Annotated in this window: 14 protein-coding genes and 1 pseudogene; 12 read left to right on the top strand and 3 right to left on the bottom strand. The window is 68.1% G+C overall.

What is annotated here, in order from left to right; genetic code table 11:
- The 9 genes and pseudogenes from AB0915_RS19910 to AB0915_RS19870 form a co-directional block, all read left to right on the top strand.
- Positions 1 to 84: pseudogene (locus AB0915_RS19910) on the top strand (transposase); the annotation flags it as partial.
- A 16-nt stretch (positions 85 to 100) separates the two neighbouring features.
- Complete coding sequence (locus AB0915_RS19905; protein ID WP_366692338.1) at positions 101 to 376, top strand: hypothetical protein; 276 nt, start codon at positions 101 to 103, stop codon at positions 374 to 376.
- 614 nt (positions 377 to 990) lie between these two features.
- Positions 991 to 2,187 (top strand): cytochrome P450, encoded by a 1,197-nt coding sequence (locus AB0915_RS19900; RefSeq protein WP_366692337.1) that lies wholly within the window; start codon positions 991 to 993, stop codon positions 2,185 to 2,187.
- Positions 2,188 to 2,218: 31 nt separating this feature from the next.
- A complete protein-coding gene (locus AB0915_RS19895) occupies positions 2,219 to 2,404 on the top strand; it encodes a ferredoxin (protein ID WP_366692336.1) in 186 nt (61 codons plus the stop codon).
- Positions 2,405 to 2,667: 263 nt separating this feature from the next.
- Positions 2,668 to 2,805 (top strand): hypothetical protein, encoded by a 138-nt coding sequence (locus AB0915_RS19890; RefSeq protein WP_366692335.1) that lies wholly within the window; start codon positions 2,668 to 2,670, stop codon positions 2,803 to 2,805.
- 156 nt (positions 2,806 to 2,961) lie between these two features.
- On the top strand, positions 2,962 to 3,495 hold the full coding sequence (locus AB0915_RS19885) for a hypothetical protein (protein WP_366692334.1): 534 nt from the start codon (positions 2,962 to 2,964) through the stop codon (positions 3,493 to 3,495).
- A gap of 118 nt (positions 3,496 to 3,613) precedes the next feature.
- Complete coding sequence (locus AB0915_RS19880; RefSeq protein WP_366692333.1) at positions 3,614 to 4,552, top strand: hypothetical protein; 939 nt, start codon at positions 3,614 to 3,616, stop codon at positions 4,550 to 4,552.
- A gap of 20 nt (positions 4,553 to 4,572) precedes the next feature.
- A complete protein-coding gene (locus tag AB0915_RS19875) occupies positions 4,573 to 5,907 on the top strand; it encodes a Dyp-type peroxidase (RefSeq protein WP_366692332.1) in 1,335 nt (444 codons plus the stop codon).
- Between the two features lie 64 nt (positions 5,908 to 5,971).
- Complete coding sequence (locus AB0915_RS19870; protein ID WP_366692331.1) at positions 5,972 to 6,844, top strand: bile acid:sodium symporter; 873 nt, start codon at positions 5,972 to 5,974, stop codon at positions 6,842 to 6,844.
- 332 nt (positions 6,845 to 7,176) lie between these two features.
- Here AB0915_RS19870 and AB0915_RS19865 read toward each other — a convergent pair whose 3' ends face one another.
- Entirely contained in the window at positions 7,177 to 8,142 is a 966-nt protein-coding gene (locus AB0915_RS19865; protein ID WP_366692330.1) for an NADP-dependent oxidoreductase, read from the bottom strand.
- Between the two features lie 335 nt (positions 8,143 to 8,477).
- Here AB0915_RS19865 and AB0915_RS19860 point away from each other — a divergent pair, with 335 nt between their 5' ends.
- The gene (locus tag AB0915_RS19860; protein WP_366692329.1) at positions 8,478 to 9,506 is read left to right on the top strand and encodes an aminoglycoside phosphotransferase family protein; all 1,029 of its coding nucleotides are present in this window, start codon (positions 8,478 to 8,480) and stop codon (positions 9,504 to 9,506) included.
- Positions 9,507 to 9,614: 108 nt separating this feature from the next.
- Here the strand turns inward: AB0915_RS19860 and AB0915_RS19855 are convergent, their stop codons facing one another.
- Complete coding sequence (locus tag AB0915_RS19855; protein ID WP_366692328.1) at positions 9,615 to 11,399, bottom strand: MOSC and FAD-binding oxidoreductase domain-containing protein; 1,785 nt, start codon at positions 11,397 to 11,399, stop codon at positions 9,615 to 9,617.
- Positions 11,400 to 11,546: 147 nt separating this feature from the next.
- Complete coding sequence (locus AB0915_RS19850) at positions 11,547 to 11,858, bottom strand: hypothetical protein (RefSeq protein ID WP_366692327.1); 312 nt, start codon at positions 11,856 to 11,858, stop codon at positions 11,547 to 11,549.
- Between the two features lie 776 nt (positions 11,859 to 12,634).
- On the opposite strand from AB0915_RS19850, the gene AB0915_RS19845 reads away from it, so the two are divergent.
- Entirely contained in the window at positions 12,635 to 15,514 is a 2,880-nt protein-coding gene (locus AB0915_RS19845; protein ID WP_366692326.1) for a hypothetical protein, read from the top strand.
- A 4-nt stretch (positions 15,515 to 15,518) separates the two neighbouring features.
- The gene (locus AB0915_RS19840) at positions 15,519 to 20,618 is read left to right on the top strand and encodes a hypothetical protein (protein WP_366692325.1); all 5,100 of its coding nucleotides are present in this window, start codon (positions 15,519 to 15,521) and stop codon (positions 20,616 to 20,618) included.
- The last annotated feature ends 78 nt before the right edge of the window (positions 20,619 to 20,696 follow it).

The following is a 20,696-nucleotide window of genomic DNA, read 5'->3' as shown; positions in this document are numbered from 1 at the left end:
ATCCGCCGCTACATCATCTGGCGAAACCGCCACGCCGACGACCAGCGCCTACGCGCCGTCGTCGACAGGGCAAACGTTGCCTGATCCGGCACTAGCTGCCATGCAGACCACAGTCCCGGTGCCGCAGGCCAGCGGTCACCCGGCAGGCACCCGGGACGGCCTGGGCCTGTTCTTCACACCCCTGTCCTGCGGCGGCGGTTACCTCGGGCACGGAGGAAGCGGCTTCGGATATGTCATCCGTGTCGCGACCACCACGGACGGCCGGCGCACTGTCACCGTGTCCGCGCACAGCCGCTCCGCGGACCCGCAGACCGCGGCCCGTCAGGAAGACACACTGAGCAACCTCATCGACCATGCTCTGTGCCGCACCACTTGAACATGCAGTCGGCACCACGTTCAGGCCGTTCGTGCCGGCACGGGTGGCTGCGGCCTGCGGTGGGCCGTCCGGGACCGACGGGTGCGGTTGCGGACGGTGAGATTCGCATCCGTGAGGTCGACGAAGGTGCGACCGGCCGCCGTGAGAACCGCCCCTGCCGCGGCCCGGTGCGGCAGACAGGCTGCCTCAAGAGCCATCGGCTCTGTTGCCGTGTGCAAGGGGACGGCGCCCCGTCCTTCCATTCAGCGGATGGTCGGGCACCCTCCCTTCTCGTGAATCTCGGCGTGGCAACCGACATCGGATTCCTTAGCATGTAGGACGTACGTGAGTCAGCACCGCACGTGCAGAACATGGTCGACCTTGTCGCCTGTTCTCGGTGCAGCCCTGATTCATGGGTCCACAGGCACGCACTCCGACGTATGCGACGCGTGCCTGACTACGTACGGAAATCCGGGCGCAACACCTAGGTGGCTCACAGCGCCCGGCCAAGGAAGTAGGCCGGAATCAACGGTCCACAGCGAGTTGGCCGAACACCCACTAGACCATTTGGGTGCCTGAGGCATCCAGTGGAGAGAGGCCGGCAGGAATCCCCCACCCTGTATGCGAGGTCCGCCATGGCAGACATTGAGACCATTTCCTTCCCGCAGGACCGAACCTGCCCCTACCACCCACCGACGGGGTACCGGCCTGCGCGCCGGGGACCACAGCCGGTTTCGCCCGCCCGGCTCTTCGACGGCCGCACCGTGTGGCTCGTGACCGGGCATGCGGAGGCGCGAGAGTTGCTGGTCGACCCGCGGCTTTCGGCCGACCGGGAGAACCCTGCGTTTCCCGTGCTCACCGAGCGGGTGGCAGCGACCACTTCGCGACGCGTCGAACTGCTCGGTCTCGACGACCCCGAGCACAACGTTCAACGACGGATGCTGATTCCGAGCTTTACGGTCAAGCGCACAGCGGCCCTGCGGCCGCGGATCCAGGAGACCGTGGACAGACTGCTGGACGCGATCATCGAGCAGGGCCCGCCGACCGATCTGGTCAGTGCCTTCGCGCTGCCCGTTCCGTCCATGGTCATTTGCGCGCTGCTCGGGGTGCCCTATGCCGACCACGAGTTCTTCGAGTCGCAGTCGCGCAAACTGCTGCGCGGTCCCGCAGCCAGCGATATCGAGGCCGCGCGGGACGCACTCGACGACTACTTCCGAGCCCTGATCCAACGCAAACGGTCCGACCCCGGCGAAGGATTGCTCGACGAGCTCATCGCCCAACAGCTCGACACCGGGGCCGTCGACCACGACGAACTGATCCGGCTGGCCGAAATCCTCCTCGTGGCCGGTCACGAGACGACCGCGAACATGATCTCGCTCGGTACTTTCACTCTGCTGCAGCATCCCGACCAGTTGGCCCGGGTGCGCGCCTCCACGGACTTGATGCCTACTGCCGTCGAGGAACTGCTCCGCTTCCTCTCCATCGCCGACGGAATGTCTCGGGTGGCTACGCAGGACATCGAGGTGGGCGGGGTGACAATCCGGGCCGGGGACGGCGTCATCCTGTCCACGTCCGTGATCAACCGGGACGTGGCCGCATATCCCTCGCCGGACGAACTGGACCTCGGACGGAATTCGCACAACCACGTCGCGTTCGGCTTCGGTATCCATCAGTGCCTCGGTCAGAATCTGGCGCGGGCCGAAATGGAGATCGCGCTGCGCACGCTCTTCGACCGTCTTCCGGGACTACGGCTGGCGGTACCCGCCGACGATATCCCGTTCAAACCGGGTGACACTGTCCAAGGCATGGTTGAACTGCCCGTGGCGTGGTGACCGAAATCCGAACGGAAAGGACCCTGTTGTGATGCGGATCAGTATCGACACGGATGTGTGCATCGGAGCCGGACAGTGCGTGCTTGCCGCGCCGAAAGTCTTCACCCAGGACGACGACGGTTTCAGCAAACTGCTGCCGGACCACGAGGACGCCGCCCACCCCCTCGTCAGGGAGGCGGCCCGCGCCTGCCCCGTACAAGCGATCACGATCACATAGCCCCATGGCGCACACGCTGAGTGGACCACGTTGTTCCTGACGGCCGGTCCGTCCCGGCCGCTGTCGCCGGGTGGCGTCGTCACACAGGACAGAAGCTGTCCCGAAGGCCCCCGCACCCGCGCCGGTCGCGGGGATCTTGCGCAGGTCGTACGCAGCCTGCGAAATACTCGCTACCGCTGACCGCCCCTGGCAAACAGGGGCGGCGCGTGTTCAGGACCAGGTGAACGGTCGGCGAGGCGTTCGCGCAGGCCGCTGTCGACTACGTGGCCGTTCTCGTGAAGCTGCCGGCGGCTGACCTCGCGAAGTACGACCTGTCGTCCCGGTTCGCCAAGAAGCACCGTACGCAGATCCGCGAGGCCCTCGGCTTCCGTCCGGCTGCCCCTGTCCGGAACTGCCCTTGACCACCCCCCGTGGCCCGCTCCAGTCAGGCTGCCGACGGGGTTGCCCGCACGCAAAGCTCCTGATCACGACGGTGCTGCTCATCAGGCGGATGGAGTGGCTGCATGGCACGATGAGAGGAGTTGTTCCCGGCCGGTAGGAGGCGGGAGGGAGCAGATATGGAGATCAAGCCGCAGGCGGCTGTCATCCCCAAGGAGACGGGCGATCTCGAGCAGGGGAAGTACGGCCCCGTATTTCCGAAGACACCGGCGTGTTACGGGTTCACCATCGTCGCGAGGGTCAAGCCGGGCCGAGCCGAGGCAATCCGTGAGCACGGCAACACCCTGGCCGAGGCGCTGGAGCGGGATCCGTATCTTCTGGCGCCGCTGAAGCTGCACTACCTGCGCTGGGTACTCTTCGACGACGACACTCGTTTCATGTATCAGGGGATCTTCGACACCGACTTCGACAAGTACACCGAGGACGCCGTCGCCCTCTTCAGCAAGGCGGGGGTGAGCACGGCCTTCGAGAACCTCGAAGGGTTTCCCGAGGACTGGAAGACCAACCCCGAGGCGTTCGTCAGGTTCGTGCGTGAACACCACTGTCCGAGCTTCATCGAGTACGGCGAATATCCGTTCGTCACGGCCGACGAGATCAAGAAGGCTCTGCGGATCAAGAGCGCGCTGTCGGAGATGCTCGACCAACTGCAGTGAGAGCGGCTGCCACACGCTCGTCCCACTGTGGATCGGAGACGAGATGAACGAGGTTACGACCGCACGTACCTACAATCAGAACCACGTCCCGCGTGTACACACCCCTGGTCGGCGACGGGTGAGCGTCTACGTCTCGTGGAGCTATCCGGCGGAGGCGGGCAGGAACCCTGCCGAGCTGGACAACCGGTTCTCCACCATGACCGAGGTACGGCGGGTGACCTGGCCCGCCTACGAGGACCCGAAGTGGTCCGAGCCGTCGCAGTTCCAGCAAGGCATCGCCGGTTCATTGGAGTTGTTCTTCTGGGCCTGGGTGCCGTTCCAGCAGTTCGTCGAGGAGACCACCGGACATCCCGTCCCCGTATACCAACGCGTCGACCAGGCCGGTTTCCATACCCCGCTCGACGAGCGGGTACTGGCGGACACCGACACCTTGTTCGTGTTCGGGCTGGATCACATGATCACAGGACAAGAGCCCGAACCCGGTGAGGTCGAGGCACTGCGCGCATTCCTTGAACGTGAGGACACCCGTCTGGTCCTGGGACCTCACCATGACGTCGGGGCATCGGACGATCTGACAGAGCGGGAGATCGAATACTGCCATCACGGCGATCCTTTGGTTCCCCGCCAGCAGCGGTTCGCCACCTATGTCCGGGGCTTGATGCAGGGGCTCGGGGTACCCGTCGAGAACCGCTACGGACTCCGTCCCGCCGTGCAAGGGCCGACCCGAATCGCCCCGTTCTCCGCGGTCCGGGATGCGGATACGAGAGGCTGGCTGGACGGGGTGACGAACTTCAACTTCCACCAGCACCTTCCGCATTACGCCGTGACGAGCGACGAGCCGGATGTCATTCAGCTGCTGGCGCGGCAGCCGATCGACACCTCCAGGCCCCATCCGTTCATCGAGGCAGGCAACACCGAGTTCAACATGTTCCTGTGGATGCCCCCGAGCGGTGAGCGGGCCGGCGATGTGCTGCTGGCGGACTCCACGATTTTCAGTTCGCTGTTCGGCGGCGACGAGAGCCTGCGGAATTTCTGGCGGAACCTCGTCACGAAGTAGTGACGCAAGGAGGCGCGAGTGTGAGCACGAACGCGCGAGCCGCTCTGGAGCTCGACGACATTCAGCGCGGGGTCCTCACCCCTCGCCCCACGCCCTACGCGGCGACCTATGTGGTGTTCCGTATCGATGACCGGGCGCATGGACGGGAGCTGATGCGGCGCGCGAGTGCGGTGGTGACTTCCGCCGCCGACTCGGCCAGCCCCCTGGGGGAGACGTGGGTGAGTATCGCGGTCACCTCTCACGGGCTGAAGGCGCTGGGTGTGCCGCGCGCATCGATGGACACCTTCGCCTGGGAGTTCCGCCAGGGGATGGCAGCCCGCGCCAAGGCGCTGGGTGATGTCGGCCAGAGCGCCCCCGAGCACTGGGAAGCGCCGCTGGGCACGCCGGATGTCCATGTCGTGCTCACAGCGGTCGCGCCCGATGCCACGCGGTTGGCGGGGGCCCTCGATCGGGCCCGCGCCGCTTACGACCGGCTCCCCGGGGTGACCGCGATCTGGCGGCAGGACTGCTACGCGCTGCCCACGGAGACCGAGCATTTCGGCTACCGCGACGGCGTCAGCCATCCTGCCGTCGAGGGCAGCGGCTTCGCCGGGTCGAACCGGCTGGAGGTGCCTTTGAAGGCCGGCGAGTTCGTGCTCGGCTACCGGGACGAGATCGGCGGCATCCGCACACTGCAGCCGGAGGTACTGGGACGCAACGGCAGCTACGCGGTCTTCCGCAAACTCCACCAGCGGGTTGCCCTCTTCCGGTGCTATCTGCGGGACAACGCCACCGGCCCCGAGGACGAGGAACTGCTGGCAGCCAAGATCATGGGACGATGGCGCAGCGGTGCACCGCTGGCGCTCAGTCCACAGCACGACGACCCCGCTCTCGGCGCCGACCCACCGCGCCGCAACACCTTCCTGTACGAGCGGGACGATCCGGTGGGCTTCACCACGCCCAGCGGCTGCCACATCCGGCGGGCCAACCCCCGCGACGCGTCGGTGGCGGGCGAAGTGCGACTCCACCGCATGATCAGACGCGGCGCCGCCTACGGTCCGCCGCTGCCCGAAGGAGTGCTGGAAGACGATGGGGCCGACCGCGGCTTGATGTTCGCGTTCATCGGGGCCCACCTCGGGCGTCAGTTCGAATTTGTGCAGTCCGAGTGGATGAACGACAGCGTCTTCTTCGGCGGCGGCAACGCCGGCGACCCCGTCACGGGATCCCACGACGGCGTGACCGGCTACACCATTCCCCGGCGGCCGGTGCGACGACGCCTGTCCCCACTGCCACGGTTCGTTGTCACCCGCGGCGGCGAGTACTGCTTCCTGCCGGGCCTCAACGCCCTGCGTTGGCTCGGCGATCTCCAGGACTGACACTGCGGTCACGCGCACCGGGGGACCGCTCCGAGGCGCTCCGCAGCCCGAGGAGACATGCCTCATGGGCACCCTGCACCTGCTGTTCAACGCCGTCACCGTGATCTTCATCGCGGCCACCATGTTCACTGCCGGCCTGGGCGCCACCGTCGCGGCACTGCGGGGCGCCCTCACCAACGTCCCACTGCTGACGCTGTCCCTGATCGCCAACATGGTGGCCGTCCCACTGCTCGGTTGGGGCATCGGTGCCCTGCTCAGCCTGCCCACCGCGTCGTTCATCGCGCTCGTCCTGGTCGCCTCCTCCCCTGGCGGCCCCTTCGGCACGAAGCTGGCCATGGTGCAAAAAGGCGACGTCGTCGCAGCCGGGGCCCTGCAGGTGCTGCTTGCCGCCATCGGCAGCCTCACCTTCGCCCCGACCGTCAACGGCATCCTCACCGCCGCCAAGGTCGGCAAAGGCATCTCCCTCGACGTGGGGGCGCTGGTACAGACTGTGGCACTCCTGCAGCTCGTTCCGTTCGTCATCGGCCTACTCCTGCGCCGCTACGCGGCACTCACCGCACAAGCGTGGCATCCCACCGCGGCCGCGGTCTCAAATGTGACATTCCTGATCGTGCTGGCGGGCATGCTGCTCGGCAACTGGCGTGACGTCGTCGCGCTGCTCGGCTCACGCACGCTGCTGGCCGGGTTCGTCCTCGCAGCCGCCGCCTTCGCCGTCGGCACACTACTGTCCACAGGGCCGCCGGTGCGCCGCACCGCCATGGGAGGCGTCACCGCAGTACGCAACGCGGGGCCCGCCCTGGCCGCGATCGGCATCGCCTTCGCCGACCAGCCCGCCATCCTGGGCGCCCTCGCCGCAGCCCTGCTGAGCGGCCTGGCGGCAGCCCTGCCGATCGCTACCCTGCTCAGCAGCCGACGAAGCGGCCCCGGAAACCCGTAAGACACGCTGCTGCCCAGGACACGCGTGGTCCATGAGCAATGCCGCGGGCACGCTCTCCGGCACCCCCTCCTTCGGGGCTGCCGGCTCGGGCCCGAGCGCGCCGCCGCATCGCAAGCCGTGGTCCACGATCCGCAGCCGCTCGGGCATCTCGACGTCGTCGCGCAGGCCCTCCAGCGGGTGGTCGGCGTGTGCCGGAGCCGTCTGCAGGGGCCGGTGACACAGGTCAGTTTCGAGGCCCAGGTCGGGCGGCCACGCTGCATCTGGTCTGCGATCGCACGTTACCGGCGTGCGTGCCAGACGCCATTCGGCAGACGGCAGTTCGACGACAGAACCTAGGGGCTCCGGTTGCCGTCCACATGGAGGACGACCTTGCCGCGCGGGTGCTCGGTCACAAGTACCTCGTAGGCCGCGCGAGTCTCGGTGAGTGGCACCACGCGGTCCACCACCGGCGTCAGACGGCCCTCGTCAATCAGTTCTGCGATGGCCACCAGCCCGGCCCGGTCGGGTTCGACGATGAAGAACAGGGCGCGGACGTCGTGGGCGGCGGCCTTCTCAGGGTCCGGGGGCTGCACGATGCTGATGAGGGTTCCGCCGGGCCGCAGCGTCACCCAGGAGCGGTCCTGCGTCTCTCCGCCCACCAGGTCGAGCACCACGTCGGCGTCCCGTACCAGGCCCTCGAAGCGTTCGGCCCGGTAGTCGATGACCCGCTGCGCGCCGAGTGCGGTGACGAAGTCAATGTCACGCGAGGAAGCGGTGGCCGTCACGCGCCCGCGCAGCGCCGTAGCGATGTGCACGGCGAAGGTACCCACACCGCCGGCGCCGCCGTGTACCAGGACGTGCTGTCCCGGTTGCAGCTCGGCATGGTCGACCAATGCCTGCCATGCGGTGAGGGCTGCGAGCGGTACAGCGGCCGTGCGGTCGTGGTCCAACTGGGACGGCTTCGCGGCGAGCATGCTTGCGGGAACGGCAATGTACTCGGCTGCCGCACCGTCGCGGGTGAACGGGATCAGCCCGTAGACCTCGTCGCCGACAGCAAGATCGGTCACCCCGGCGCCGACTTCGGCCACAACGCCGGAGACCTCGTGCGAGGGAATGGTCGGCGTTCGGTCGCGCCCCGTCCCGTCAAGGCTGTCGGTCCAGCTGGCGTCCCATTCGAGTTCGCCGGCGGTGATGGAGGCGGCGTACACCGCGACGAGCACTTCGCCGGTGGTCGGTTCGGGGCATGGGGCCGACTCGTAGACGAATTGTTCCGGGCCGCCCCGCCGGTGGGCCCGGACGGCGTGCATAGTACTGGTCATGAGGAGATCACTCCCGTGATCGGACCGGCCTCAGTCGGTCATACCGGCCCGATCACTCCTTGGACGGCGGCTCGCTCCTCATCGGGCCCGCATCGGACGCCCGGCTTCGTAGGTGAAAGGCAGCACCGATTGTTGGCGCATCGCGGCACCATTTGTCGATCCAGTGCCCCGGAATGTTGATGAGGACTGGCAGCACCCCGATGGCAGTCCCGGTTGTCTACCCGCTCTTGCGACAGCGTGTACTGCAGCATGCTGGTCCTGGGCGAATTGAAGCGGGACGGCTGGTTGCTGGCCGTAGCCACACACTCGTGTCGGCCGCGTGGAAGGATGAGCCCATGTGGTCGCGACTGACGTTCGGGGACGAGTTACGGGCCAAGCTGGGATCTCCCAGGCATTCTCGCAGACTGGGCAGCAGCCCGCGCTCACGTGTGTGGCGCGTCGAGCTGCCGGAGACATCGGCAGTGGTGAAGCAGATCGTCGACGGCCCCGATGCCGACGAGCGATTCGCCCGCGAGGTGACAGCCCTGCGGCTCGCCGCCCAAGCTGAGACGCCCGTGGTGCCTGCGCTGCTGGCCACCGATCCCGGCGAGCGGGTGCTGGTGCTGGAGCATCTGGAGCACCAACGCCCGTCCAGCGACTGGATCGTCGACTACGCAGCCGCATTGGCGCGGCTGCATGCCACCGCCCGTCCGGAGGACGTTGGGGTACTTCCCCCATGGCAGGGCCCTACCCAGGCCGACGTCGACTCGTTCCTCAGGCTGGCCGTGGCTCTCCAGGTTCCTGTCCTGCCTGGCGTTTCCGACGAACTCGATGACCTCGTGAACCGGCTCGGCCAGGTATCCGGCCACGCCCTTCTCCACGGGGATCCCTGTCCTGGGAATGATCTCCACACCGCGACGGGCATCAGATTCATCGACTTCGAGCAGGCGTCACTGGGCAGCGGCTTGATGGAGCTGGCCTATCTGCGCATCGGTTTCCCGACCTGCTGGTGTGTCACTTCGGCGTCCGAGCCTCTGCTGGAACGGGCGGAGCACGCCTACCGCACGACGTGGCGCACCGCGACCGGTTACGAGACTCAGGACGGCCTCGTCGACGCGTGCGCCGGCTGGCTGCTCCGCGGCGACGCGCTGGTCGAGCGGGCACGCCGCGAAAGCATTGACCACCTGGCCCGGATTCCGCACCGGGACTGGAAGTGGGGCACGGCGACAGCCCGGCAACGGCTCGTCCACCGGCTCGGTGTCGTCAGCCAGATGACCGCCAACCACAGCTCTCTCAGCGGGGTGAGCAGCCTCACCGCCGGCATGCGCCAACGAATGCTCGCTCGCTGGCCCGCACTTGAGCCAGTCCCGACAAAGCGACCTTAGAGGTCGGCCGGCACCCCGGAATCGTCGGAGAATCACTGGCATGCCGACCTGTCTCGTGCTCAGAGAGCCGTTGGTCAGCTGATCATCTGCTGTTCGGCGCGGAGGGAGTCACAGATCGAGGATGAGATCCGCGGGTGGTTGTGAGCAGCAGACGAGCGCGTTGCCCTCGGCCGGCAGGTCGATGGGGTCAGGAGAGTAGTCGACACCGCCGGAGACGACTGCCGTCTCGCAGGTGTGACAGACACCTGTGCGGCACGACCACCGCACTGGGACATCGCATGCCTCGGCGAGTTCCAGGAGTGTGCCGTAGCCAGGGTCCCAGGGAACGGTCAGGCTGCTGCGGGCGAAAGTGACAGAGGGCCCAGTACCCGGTCCGGGCGGATGGGCGGGCAGATGGGGAGCCGGTGCATCGGTGGGAACCACTCCGGGCGTCATCGCGGTCACGGATCCAAAGGTCTCTGTGTGGATCCGCCCAGGGGCCAGGCCGCAGTCCACCAGTGCTTGTGTCATGTCGTCCATGAACGCCACCGGTCCGCAGATGTAGGCGTTGGCGTCCTCCGGGATTCCGAGGCCCTGGAGAAGCCGGGCGGTGAGCCGACCGGTGGAGGTGTAGTCGTCGCCGGGACGGTCGTCGTCGCGTGGGCGACTGTACGAGACATGCCGTCGGCCGGACGGCAGGCGTGACATCAGGGTGCGCACCTCGTCGGCGAAAGGATGCTCGGCGCCGTCCCGGGCTCCGTGCACCCACCACACCGCGCGGGGATCACGGTTGTCGGCCAGTGCATGGAGCATGGCGAGCACCGGGGTGGCTCCGACGCCTGCGGAGACCAGCACGATGGCTGCGTCGTTGTTGTCGAGGATGAACGTGCCTCGCGGAGCGGCCACTTCGAGGACGTCGTCGACCACGACGTGTTGGTGCAAGTAGCTGCTGCCCACGCCATGGGGTTCCTGCTTGACACTGATCCGGTAGTGAGCGTCCCCCGGGCGCCCGGACAGGGAGTAGCTGCGAATAACCGGCGCGCCCTGCGGGTCGGGACGCATCCTGACGGTGACGAACTGGCCTGGCAGCGCTGGTGGAAGCGGACTGCCGTCGGTGGCGGAGAGAGTGAGGGAAAAGATGCTCCTGCTTTCGGGGGCGATGCGCGTGACCGCCAGGGGGCGGAAGCCCGGCCAGGCCGGCGGCGGGCTGCTCGCGGCGGCAGTCAGGCCCGTATTGCCTCCCGTATTGCCTGTTGACCAGCCCTTCGAGTCGTAGTCGTCCAGGAGCGACTGCATGGACGTCTTCCAGCCGGGGCTGAGCGCGGGAATGCGGAGCGCCCGCTCCACCTGGGCGCGTGAACGCCCGGGTCTGTAGAGGACGGCGTCGACCTCCGCGACGGTCATGGCTTCCGGCCCCGTGGAGACTTTGACGATCTCGTCTCCGGCCTGGACGACCCCCTCGGCCAGCACCTTCAGATAGAAGCCGGGGCGTCCATGGGCGACCAGCAGGGCGGGCATCTGCGGTTCGTCCATGCGAAGACCCACGCGATAGCACGTCACCCGGGGCTGCGTGACTTCGAACAACGCATCGCCGATGCGGTACTGGTCGCCGATGCACACCTCGTCGTCGGGCAGTCCGTCCACGGTGAAGTTCTCACCGAACTGGCCGTGAGTGAAATCGTTGCGGTGCAGGTGCTCCTGCCAGTACCGATAGGAGTCCACCTGGTACACCAGCACTGCCCGGTACGGCCCGCCGTGACCGGTGAGGTCGCCCTGGCCGTCCCCGTCGATGTTCAGCTTCCTGACCATCCGCGGGCCCGTGACTGGGTGCTTCCATACACCCGTATGCGTCTCTCGGCCCTTCCAGGGAACATCCCGGGGCATCCCGACATTCACCGCGACGAGCGTGGCCATCCGTGCATCTCCCTGGTCGAACGGACCGCCCCCACCACTGCCACGCTAATACGCCAACTGTCGATGGCACGTGCAGGACACGTGACGCAGTGCGCCAAAGCACGCCCCCGACAGAAGTAGCTTGACGTCGGCAGCGCACTCCCGGGGCTACTTCCTCCGGCTGGCCTCGATCGTGAACGCGGCGGCCAGGCAGGCCGCAGCTGCGGCCATCGAGCCGAAGAAGATCCCGTCGAAGAGCCAACTGTTCGCGCCCTCAACCGTGCCATCCTCGCGCGTGCAGAACTTTTCGAAAGGGAAGCTGGCCGTGCGTAGATCTCCACAGTGATTCTGCAGGTCCTCATTGATGGCGTTCGCCTTGACCCAGGAGAGCCCCCATACGAGGAGGAAGATCGCGGCGAAGGCCCACACGGCGCCCCACAGCCGGTTCAGTAGGGCATCACGCGTGCTGGTTATCGTCATGCGGCGGAGCGTACCGCGCCGCCCACCGGCGATGACTCGCTCAATCGGCGCTGACAGCTACTCAAGGTTCGACGAGAACATTCAGTGGGTTGTTCGTGAGCCTTTGAGCATTTCTGTCGTCGCCTGATGGTGTGGGTGCGAGCGGAATCCGCTGGTGCGTAGCCGGTGGTCTATTGAGGTGGCGGGGTGAGTGAACGCAAGCCGCACCCGGGCGACTTATCGGATGGGCAGTGGTTGTTGATCGAGGGTGCCGGGCCGTAAGCGGGGACTGGCTGTGGACGTACTCGTGCGCGATGTGCCAGCCCAGCAGCAGCACCTCGATCAGGGCCCGGATGCCCTCGGCGTCGCAGTGGGCTTTGACCGCCGCCGCCCACCACGCGTCGTGGACCGAGGTGAACTTGCCTGCGGAGCGGGCCTGTTCCAGCAGCCCAACCACCGACGGCATCCACGACCTCCCGAGAAGCGACAGCACGACAGGCCACTACTCCCATGGGACCCCCGCCCCTACGCCCGACCAGCAGAAACGCAGCCCTCAAGCCCGGGAAGACAACAGCTACTTACAAGCACCCGGACCCTGAACAGAACATGAACGGCGTGACGCGCCTTCGAAATGCGCCGAATCGGGCCACATCCCCCATGGGACAACCTTCTGCGTACAGCAATACTGCGCTACTCTGCGTGACTAACCGGCGCGGTTCGCCGGATCTCCGCATGCTGCGACTCCGGGGAGATGACCGATGGTCGACATGTTCCGATACATCGAGCACAACTTTGCGGTGCCAGCGCGGACTGACGCGCTCGAGGTCGCGAACCGGTCCGAATTCCAGCTGGCGCTGGAGCACGCCGCGGGCGGTGGGGGTGAAAGGGCAGAGCCCTCGGCTGCCGAGCAAGTCCGGGCCATCGCCCGCGACTTCCTGACCCGTCGCTTTCCCTCGCCAACGACGGACCCCACGACACTGGGCGGGGCGCTGGCCGGGCTGGAAGCCGCATTCGACAAGCTCCCCGCTGTCAACCCCGCGACCGTCAAGAACCTGGTCAGGGATATGTTCGGGGGAAACCCCGACCAGGTCGTCGCCCTGCAGGAGTTCAAGAGCGACCTGGAACTGTTGCAGAACGCCGTGGTGGCGGCCAAGCTCATCACCGGGTTCGACAGGATCGACGCAGGCAGGGTGGTGCGCCAACTGCGTGCGGCGGCCTTCCTGATCCACATGGCGGCTAACTCCACGGGCAAGCTGGATCGTGCGGAGGTGCGGCGGTTGCTGGCGCGGCCGCTGCGGATCCCGCCAAGGCCGCTGGCAGCAGTCACGCCGTCGCAACCGGAGGTGCTCGCCGACCGGGCGCCCACCGACGGCCGGACCGAAGAGCGGGAGCGGATCGACGGGTTGCGGCAGGCACGGAATCGGCTGCAGGCCGCGTACGACACGCTGCTCGCCGTACGCCCCCACGAACTGGAGGTCGTAACACCCGCGCAGCAGCCCCCGCAGGACCTCGGCAACAGGGACGACGCGGACGCGATCGTGGACGGCGGGCGGGGACCCGCGCCCACCAGCGAGTCGGTGGGCGCGGCCGGCCTGTCGGCCCTGCGCCTGGCCCAGGCGGCGAGGACTCGGTTTAGCGACGACGAGACGGCCGCGATGGCCGAGCTGCGGATCGAACCCGGCGAGACGGAGGTGCCGGTGGCGCTCGACCGGATCGGGCAACGACTCGCCGCGCTCAACGAGGAGTTGCTGCCACTCGAAGCGCCCACGACGGCGAAGGTGTTCCGGGTCGGCGGCCATCTCTTCGCCGAGACCACGCCGGTGGTTCCGCCTACCGGCGAGGAACCTGCCACGCCGGTACCGGACTTCAGCAAGGCGGTCACCCGGCCGGTCGGGTTCGGCAACCTGCTCGTGGTGCGTCAGGAACCGATCGGGTACCGGGCGGGCGAGATCTCCCACATCGAGAACGTCCTGGAGCGCGAGGAGCTGCGCCGCTGGACGCGGCGTTCGGAGAGCTCGGAGATCATCGAGATCGACGGAACGGTGACGTCGCAGACGGAGGAGCGCGACCGCCAGTCCACCGACCGCAACGAGCTGGCCGTCGAGACCCAGCGGGAGTCCGGGCAGCAGAACAGCCGGGCCGGAGAGGGGATGACCTCCTCCGACTACGGCCGCCTGGTGGAGAACAGCAAGACCAACTACGCGCAGACCGTAGTCGCCAAGTCGGTGGAGAGCCGCACCCAGGAGGTGCGCCGGCAGCGGGTGCGGCGCGAGAGCCGCAGTTACGTCGAGCGGGTCGGCCACATTCTCGACAACCACGACGGCGCGACCAAGATCCGCGGGATTTATCAGTGGGTCGACAAGCTGTACAGCCTGCGCGTCCTGAACTATGGCAAGCGCCTGATGTACGACGTCGTCGTGCCCGAGCCGGCCGCCGTGCTGACGCAGTCACTCAAGGACGCCGCCCAGCCCGAGAGCTTCCAGCTCGTCAAGCCGCTCGACCCCAACCTGACACCGAGCCAGGTCAATGGGTTCAACTACATGTGGTACGCCACGCAGTACGGGGTCACCGGGTCGGTGACGCCACCACCCCCGGTCTACGCCAAGACGGTGTCGCAGACGCAGCTGGTCGAGGGAAGCAAACACGTGACGGCCTACGGCGCCGAGCTCGACGTGCCCCACCAGGCTGCCTTCAAGCTCACCGTCCCCGAGGGATACAAAGCGGTCAGCGGCTATGTGCAGAGCACCAACGCGAACTGGCTCGAGGCGCCCGGCCGGACGCTTGAGACCTTCATCGGCGAGAACACCTACGTCCGGATCCTCGACCCGGACAACCCGTTCCTCAATGTCTCGTTCCCGATGGCCGGCGAGACCGGCGATGTCCCCGTCACCGTCCGCACCTTCGCGCGGGTCACAAACATGGCGTACGCCGCCGCGCTGGTCTGCCAGCGCACCGACGAGGCCTACGCCCAGTGGCAGCTCAAGACCCACGCGACGATCACCAACGGTTACCAGCGCCGGCTGGCGGAGTACGCGGACAAGCTGACGCGGTACGTCGCCGCGGTCCGGGCGCAGCTCGCCGCGGCGGGCGGGCTGGCTCACGACCCGGCGGTGACCCTGCAAGAGCTGAAGCGGGCCTTCGTGTTCCTGCTGCTCGGCGAGCACCCGTCGACCTGGTTCCCCACGCCGACGCCGGCGCCCGCACCGCCCGGTGCGGCGCTCCCCGACCCGCTGGCCGTGCGCCAGTGGGGGGCCGTGGTGGCGTTCTTCGAGCGCGCCTTCGAGTGGGAAAACCTGATGTACACCTGCTACCCCTACTACTGGGCCCGGCCGCCGCGGTGGCAGGAGATGCTGCTCACCCAGGACGCCGACCCGCAGTTCGAGGCGTTCCTCAAGGCCGGCGCGGCGCGCGTCGTAGTCCCCGTCCGGCCCGGCTTCGAGGCGGCCCTCGCTCACTACCAGGAGACCGGGGACGTGTGGATGGGTGAGGAGATCCCCGACATGTACGGCGACCACTACCTGTCGATCATCGAGGAGATCAAGGCCGCCAACTACGCGCCGGGCGAGGAAGTGTGTGTCGAGCAGTGGGAGGTGACCCTGCCCACGACGCTGGTCCTCCTCAAGGAGGACGCCGCGCTGCCGAGTTGGACTCCGACGCCCTGCATACCGGAAGCCTGACGGCGTGGCGGACGACATGCGCGAGGCGATGCGGCGGCGCGCGAGATGGTTCTACGAGACGCAGCTGCGCCGCCTCAACTACGACGCCTTCCGCGGAATTCGGCCCGACTCGACGGATCCACGGCTGGACCTGATCTCCGAGCAGCAGCTCACGGCCGACTTCCGCGTCGGCCCCAGCGGCCGCCTCAAGGACGCCGGCCGGATCTACCTCGACAGTGGGGAGCCGGTGTGGACCGCAGGTGACGATGCGCGCCACGGTGCCTTCGCCGCCTCGCTCGTCGGGCGGATGGGCGACTGGCTCGGCGCCCGCGAGCCACGCAGGCTCGCCGAGCGGCTGAGGACTCTCCAAGATGAGTATGAAGCGAGTGAGTTCGCCTCGGTCACCGATCCGATGAGCGCCCTGGGCCGCTTCCCGCGGGAGTGGGTGCCCATGCCTACCGATGAGCATCCGGTGGGAGAGCGGGTGGCCTCCGCGATCGCCCGCGCCGAGCTCGCCTCTCAGCAGCCCTGGCTGATCCCCGAGCTCTACAGCACCGCGGCCGAGGTCGCCCACGATCCACGGGCCTGGGTCGCGGGCCTCGAACGCTATGTCGAGGAGTTCGAGGCGGAGCTCGGGGTTGCCGTGGGCGGGATCGCCGGTGTCCGGGCTCCGTTCGACCTGGCCGCGCCGGCGGCGTACCGCTCGTTCCTCTCCACCATGCTCGGCGCCGCCACCGAGCGCCCAGCGGGCGACGCGGTGCAGGTGCGGCTGCTCGAACTGGCCAAGCAGAAGCCCGAGGACAAGGAGGCCACGTACCGCTTCCGGCTTTCGGTGGCCACCAACGGCGCTCCAATGGGCCCGGTCACGGCGTACCCGCTGTCCAAGCGAGTGTCGTACTGGGCCGGAGTCATGTACGACCCGCTCGGCGAGTGTGTCGGGCTCAAACCCAGTTCCGACATGGGGCTGTGCCAACTGGTGCGCCTGCTCTACCGCTACGGTCCGCTGCCGTCCCGTTTCGCCGCCGGGACCACCCCAGCCTGGCGCACCCGTACACCGCCCGACGACCGGTTCACCCGGTTCGTGGAGGCACGCGCCGCTGACCCGGCCGTCGCGAACGACCCCGAGCTGTCCGCCCGGCTCCACGCCGCCGCTACCAGGCTCCGCATCATCCTGGAGGAAACGGCTGCCAACCCGCTCAGCCCCGACCCGAGTTGGTCGCCGCTGGCCGGTGAGATCCTCAAACAAGGACTGAAATCCTACAAGTTCTGGCTGGACGAGACGCCCCGCGCCAAGGACAACGACCGACTTAACAAGGTCAAGACCGCGCTGGGATACGGAGACGAAGCCGACCGGGAGATGGAGTTCTGGTCGGAGAACCACTACATCATGTTCGCCTCCTCGGAGTACCTCCTCGGCCAGCTCTGGGAGGACGAGACCTTCCAGCCGTGCCGCCTGTTCGCCGACCCCGGCGACCGCACAGGTGCCAGGACCGGAGCGCAGCGCCGTGACCGCGGCCGCGCACGGGTGCTCAAGTGGCTCAACAACCGGCTGATGTTCGGCTGGATGGAGTTCAACTCCTCCGGCTACTACCGCGAGCACCTCTGGGCCCTGCTCAACCTCGTCGACTTCGCGCTCGACGAGGAGGTGCGCACCAAGGCGACGATGGCGGTCGACCTGATGCTCTTCGACGTGGCACGGTTCCTGCACCGTGGGGCGATGGGGGCAGCCGGTGGGCGCAGCCAGTTCAAGTCCAAGAGCCACGGGTTCGACAACGGCCTCACCGACGTCGTGGAGATCGTCTTCGGTGCCAAAGGGGTCTTCAACGAGGGCAACGCCCAGATCGGCGCGAGCTTCGCTTCGTCGACGTACGTCGTGCCCGACGTACTGCTGGAGATCGGCGGTCACCCGCCGGCGTACTCGTTCACCGACCGGTCACGGGTGTCGGTCACCTTTGAGGAGGCGGCGAAGTACGGCATCACCTGGTCGCAGAAGTCCGTCGTGAAGGACTCGCTGCTGCGCGGGTACGCCGCCAAGCGAGCTCGCCATTTCCCGCACCTCGCGGAGATAAACCGGGAGATCGCCCGCACCCATGAGGGGTACGGCGCGGTCGAGGACGACACGGTCTTCTTCTGGGGCATGTCAGCGTTCTTCAACAAGCAGGTGGTACGCAACTCCTTGCGCGTGATCCATCGGTTCGGCCTGGAGAAGGCGGAGGCGTTCGGCCCGATCCGGATCCTGGTCGAGACGGTTCTGCCGTTGGTCCGGGCGCCGGAGGGCGGCCTGCTGGGCTTCAGCGTCGCGGATCTGCCGGGCCGCCTGCTGGGCGCGGTCACCGGCGGGGGTCCCGACGAGCTGGACGAGAAGTCGGCCGACGACCTGTCGCTGGTGCTGGAAGGGTCGACCCGGACACGGGCGAACATCCTGACCTACCGCTCCCCCGGGGCGATGCTCTCCACGATCCAGAACTTCCGCTACGGCCAGCTCAACTTCCAGAGCAGCGTCCAGCAGGCCACCCTCAACGGAGCGGTCAACGTGTTCGTCACCGCCGGTTTCGGTGGTCTCGACATCTCCGGCCTCGCCGCGCTCGGTGCGGGGGCGCTGGTCGGCGGCCTGCTGCTTGGACCCCTGGGGGCGGTCGGCGGCGGGATCGCGGCGGTGGTCGCCAACAACGAGCTCATCGATGGCATGAACCCCCTCGACCCCCACCACAACGACGGCCCCGAGTGGTGGACCGGCTACTGGGCGCTGCCCCGGGTAGTCCAGCACGGCGGGGCGGCGATCATGGCCTCGGAGTTCCACGACATCCAGGACTTCCTGGCCGAGACGGGCTCGCACGCCTGGTTCCCCAAGAGCGGGTTCGACCGGGTCGTGGAGCGGCGTAGCTCGGCGTACGACGACGCCAACTTCCCGCTGCTCGACATCGGGCACATCGGGCCCAAGGGCTTCTGGCTGTTCGGCAAGGTGGTGCACTCGGCTCCCGAGGGTTCGGCGGCCGAGCCCGAGGAGGGGTACGTCGGAGTCTTCTCCAACAAGCGACCGGAGTGGCTGACGAAGGACTCGGACCCCTATGAGGGGCGCCTGGCGGAGCAGGGGGAGAACGGGATCTGGAAGGACCCGCCGGACCTGTTCGCCGACAAGGACTGGTACGTCAACGGTAAGAACGTGTGGATCGTGCAGGTCGGCAGCAGGAGCGAGTTCGGGAGCTTCGAGGCGTTCATGGACCGGGTGTCGTCCGCGCGAGTGCACCTGGACGACGTCGGGGACCTGGAGTGCACGTACGACGTGCCCCGGCCGGACGGCGGATCGGACCGGCTGCGCCTGGCCAACGGCGACGGCGGGGAATTCGAGCTCAACGGAAAACCGTTGGGGACCGACCTGTTCCCGCGGTTCGAGAACCCGTTCGTGCGAGGCGGACTGGTGGAGTGGGGGCAGCGGGCCTACTGCCTGGAGTGGAACGGGCGGTCGCTGCTCCACGACTTCGGCGATTTCCGGCGGCCGGTCCGGATGGAGCAGCCGGAGGCCGGCCCGCGGGACGACGAGACGATCATCGCGCTGGTAATCCACCTGCGCACCGGCGACGAGGCGATGGAGGCGTTCACAGTGACGACCGCGACAATCGACGTCGGCTGCGAACGCCTTACGACAGGGCAGGTGGTCGCGGTCGGCCCGGTGGCTGAGGGCACGCCTCATGACGCCGAGTGGATCTTCCTGGACCGGCCCGTGCGCCGCGCGCCCGATATGACGGTGACTCTGACCCACTCCGCCTTCGGGGGCGACCCGCCCGACGTGGACGTGCTCGGCCTGGGGGAGACGGGGCTGCCGGACCTGTCCGACCCGTTCGTTCTGCCGGACATCGCCCCCGCAGCGCTGGTGGGCCCGTTGGCACTGCTCGGTGAAGGAGGCGACCCGGAGTGGGAGGCCTCGTACTCGCTCAAGGCGCTCACGGGCGACTGGCGGCTGCGGGACTGCTCAGTGCCGTTCGGGCGGGTGGACGTGGAGGGCGACCGGCGTGGCACTGGGCCGCGGCCGTTCGCCGTACGCCTGTCGAAGTGGGCCGAGTGGGCCGATGTTGCGGGCGCGGTCCGAGCGCGGCGCTGGGTGCTGGCGCGTCAGCCCGCGGCGAGCTCGGTGTGGCTGGACCATCACGACCTGTTCGTCCTCGACGGCGACGGGGAGATGTGGCACAAGCGGGGGAAGTGCGGCATGAGTTTGGGCGCGTGGGCGCGGCTGGAGCCGTCCGGCCCGGCGCCGGTGTGGTCGCGGCCCTTCTCGTGGGTCGCGGTGTCGGACGCGTCGGGGCGGGCGGTCGTACTGGTGGTGAGCGAGGGGCGGCTGCTGGCTCGGGCGAGCGACGAAGAGGGTCGCTGGGGGCCGGGGTGGGCCGACCTCCAGCCGATGGTGCCGGGCGTGCTTCTGGCGGAGGCGGTGCCGCTCGGGCCGGGCAGTGCGCTGAGTGTCGTGCCGGGCGACGGCCCGTTCTCCGGCAGCGCCGACCTGTACGTGACCGGCGCGGACGGAGAGGTCTACCTGCGGCCGGGGTGGAACCCCGGCGAGAGTGGCCTGTGGGAACGCCTGGCGGCCACCGGGTTCGACCTCGCGCCGGGATCGCCGGTGGGGGTCGCCGGTCGTCTTCTCGTCGCTCGTTCGGTGCAGGGCACGCTGTGGCTGCGGCACCGCGAGTGGGTGGTGCTGTTCGGGGGCAGCTGGCAGGCGCTGGACGGACCGGGCTACGCCGTTGCGCGCTTCGCGGTGGCCGGCACCGAGGACGACCTGTTGCTCGCCGCGACCGGGCCTGCCGGGCAGGTCAGCCTCGGACGGCGCCGCGGCGAGGACCCGGTTCGATGGCTGCCCACCACGGCCGATGACGGCTGGCGGCCACGTCCGGGTGCCGAGGTGACCTGGGTGCTGCCAGACCCGGGCGTGGCATGGGCCCTGGCAACTGGGGTCGACGGAACGGTGCGCTCGGCGTCGTCCGAGGACGGGGTGTGGCGTCAGGTCGGGTCCGGGCGCAGTCCCTTGGGCGGGTCCGGCGGTCAGGTGGCCGCCACCTGTCGGATCCCGGGCCAGGTCGAGGTGTTCGCCGACACCGCGGACAGGCTGCTCCGCTGGACCTGGTGGTCGTAGGTGCGATGTACCAGCTCTGTGTCAGTGGTGCATGCGCCAGGGTGGGTCTGCGGGCCGTGATCGCCATGGCGAGGGCGT

This window comes from Streptomyces sp. NPDC048411 (assembly GCF_040704695.1).
Taxonomy (GTDB): Bacteria; Actinomycetota; Actinomycetes; order Streptomycetales; family Streptomycetaceae; genus Streptomyces.
The sequence above is the reverse complement of the archived record's forward strand: the minus strand, read 5'-3'. Positions and strand labels throughout refer to the sequence as shown.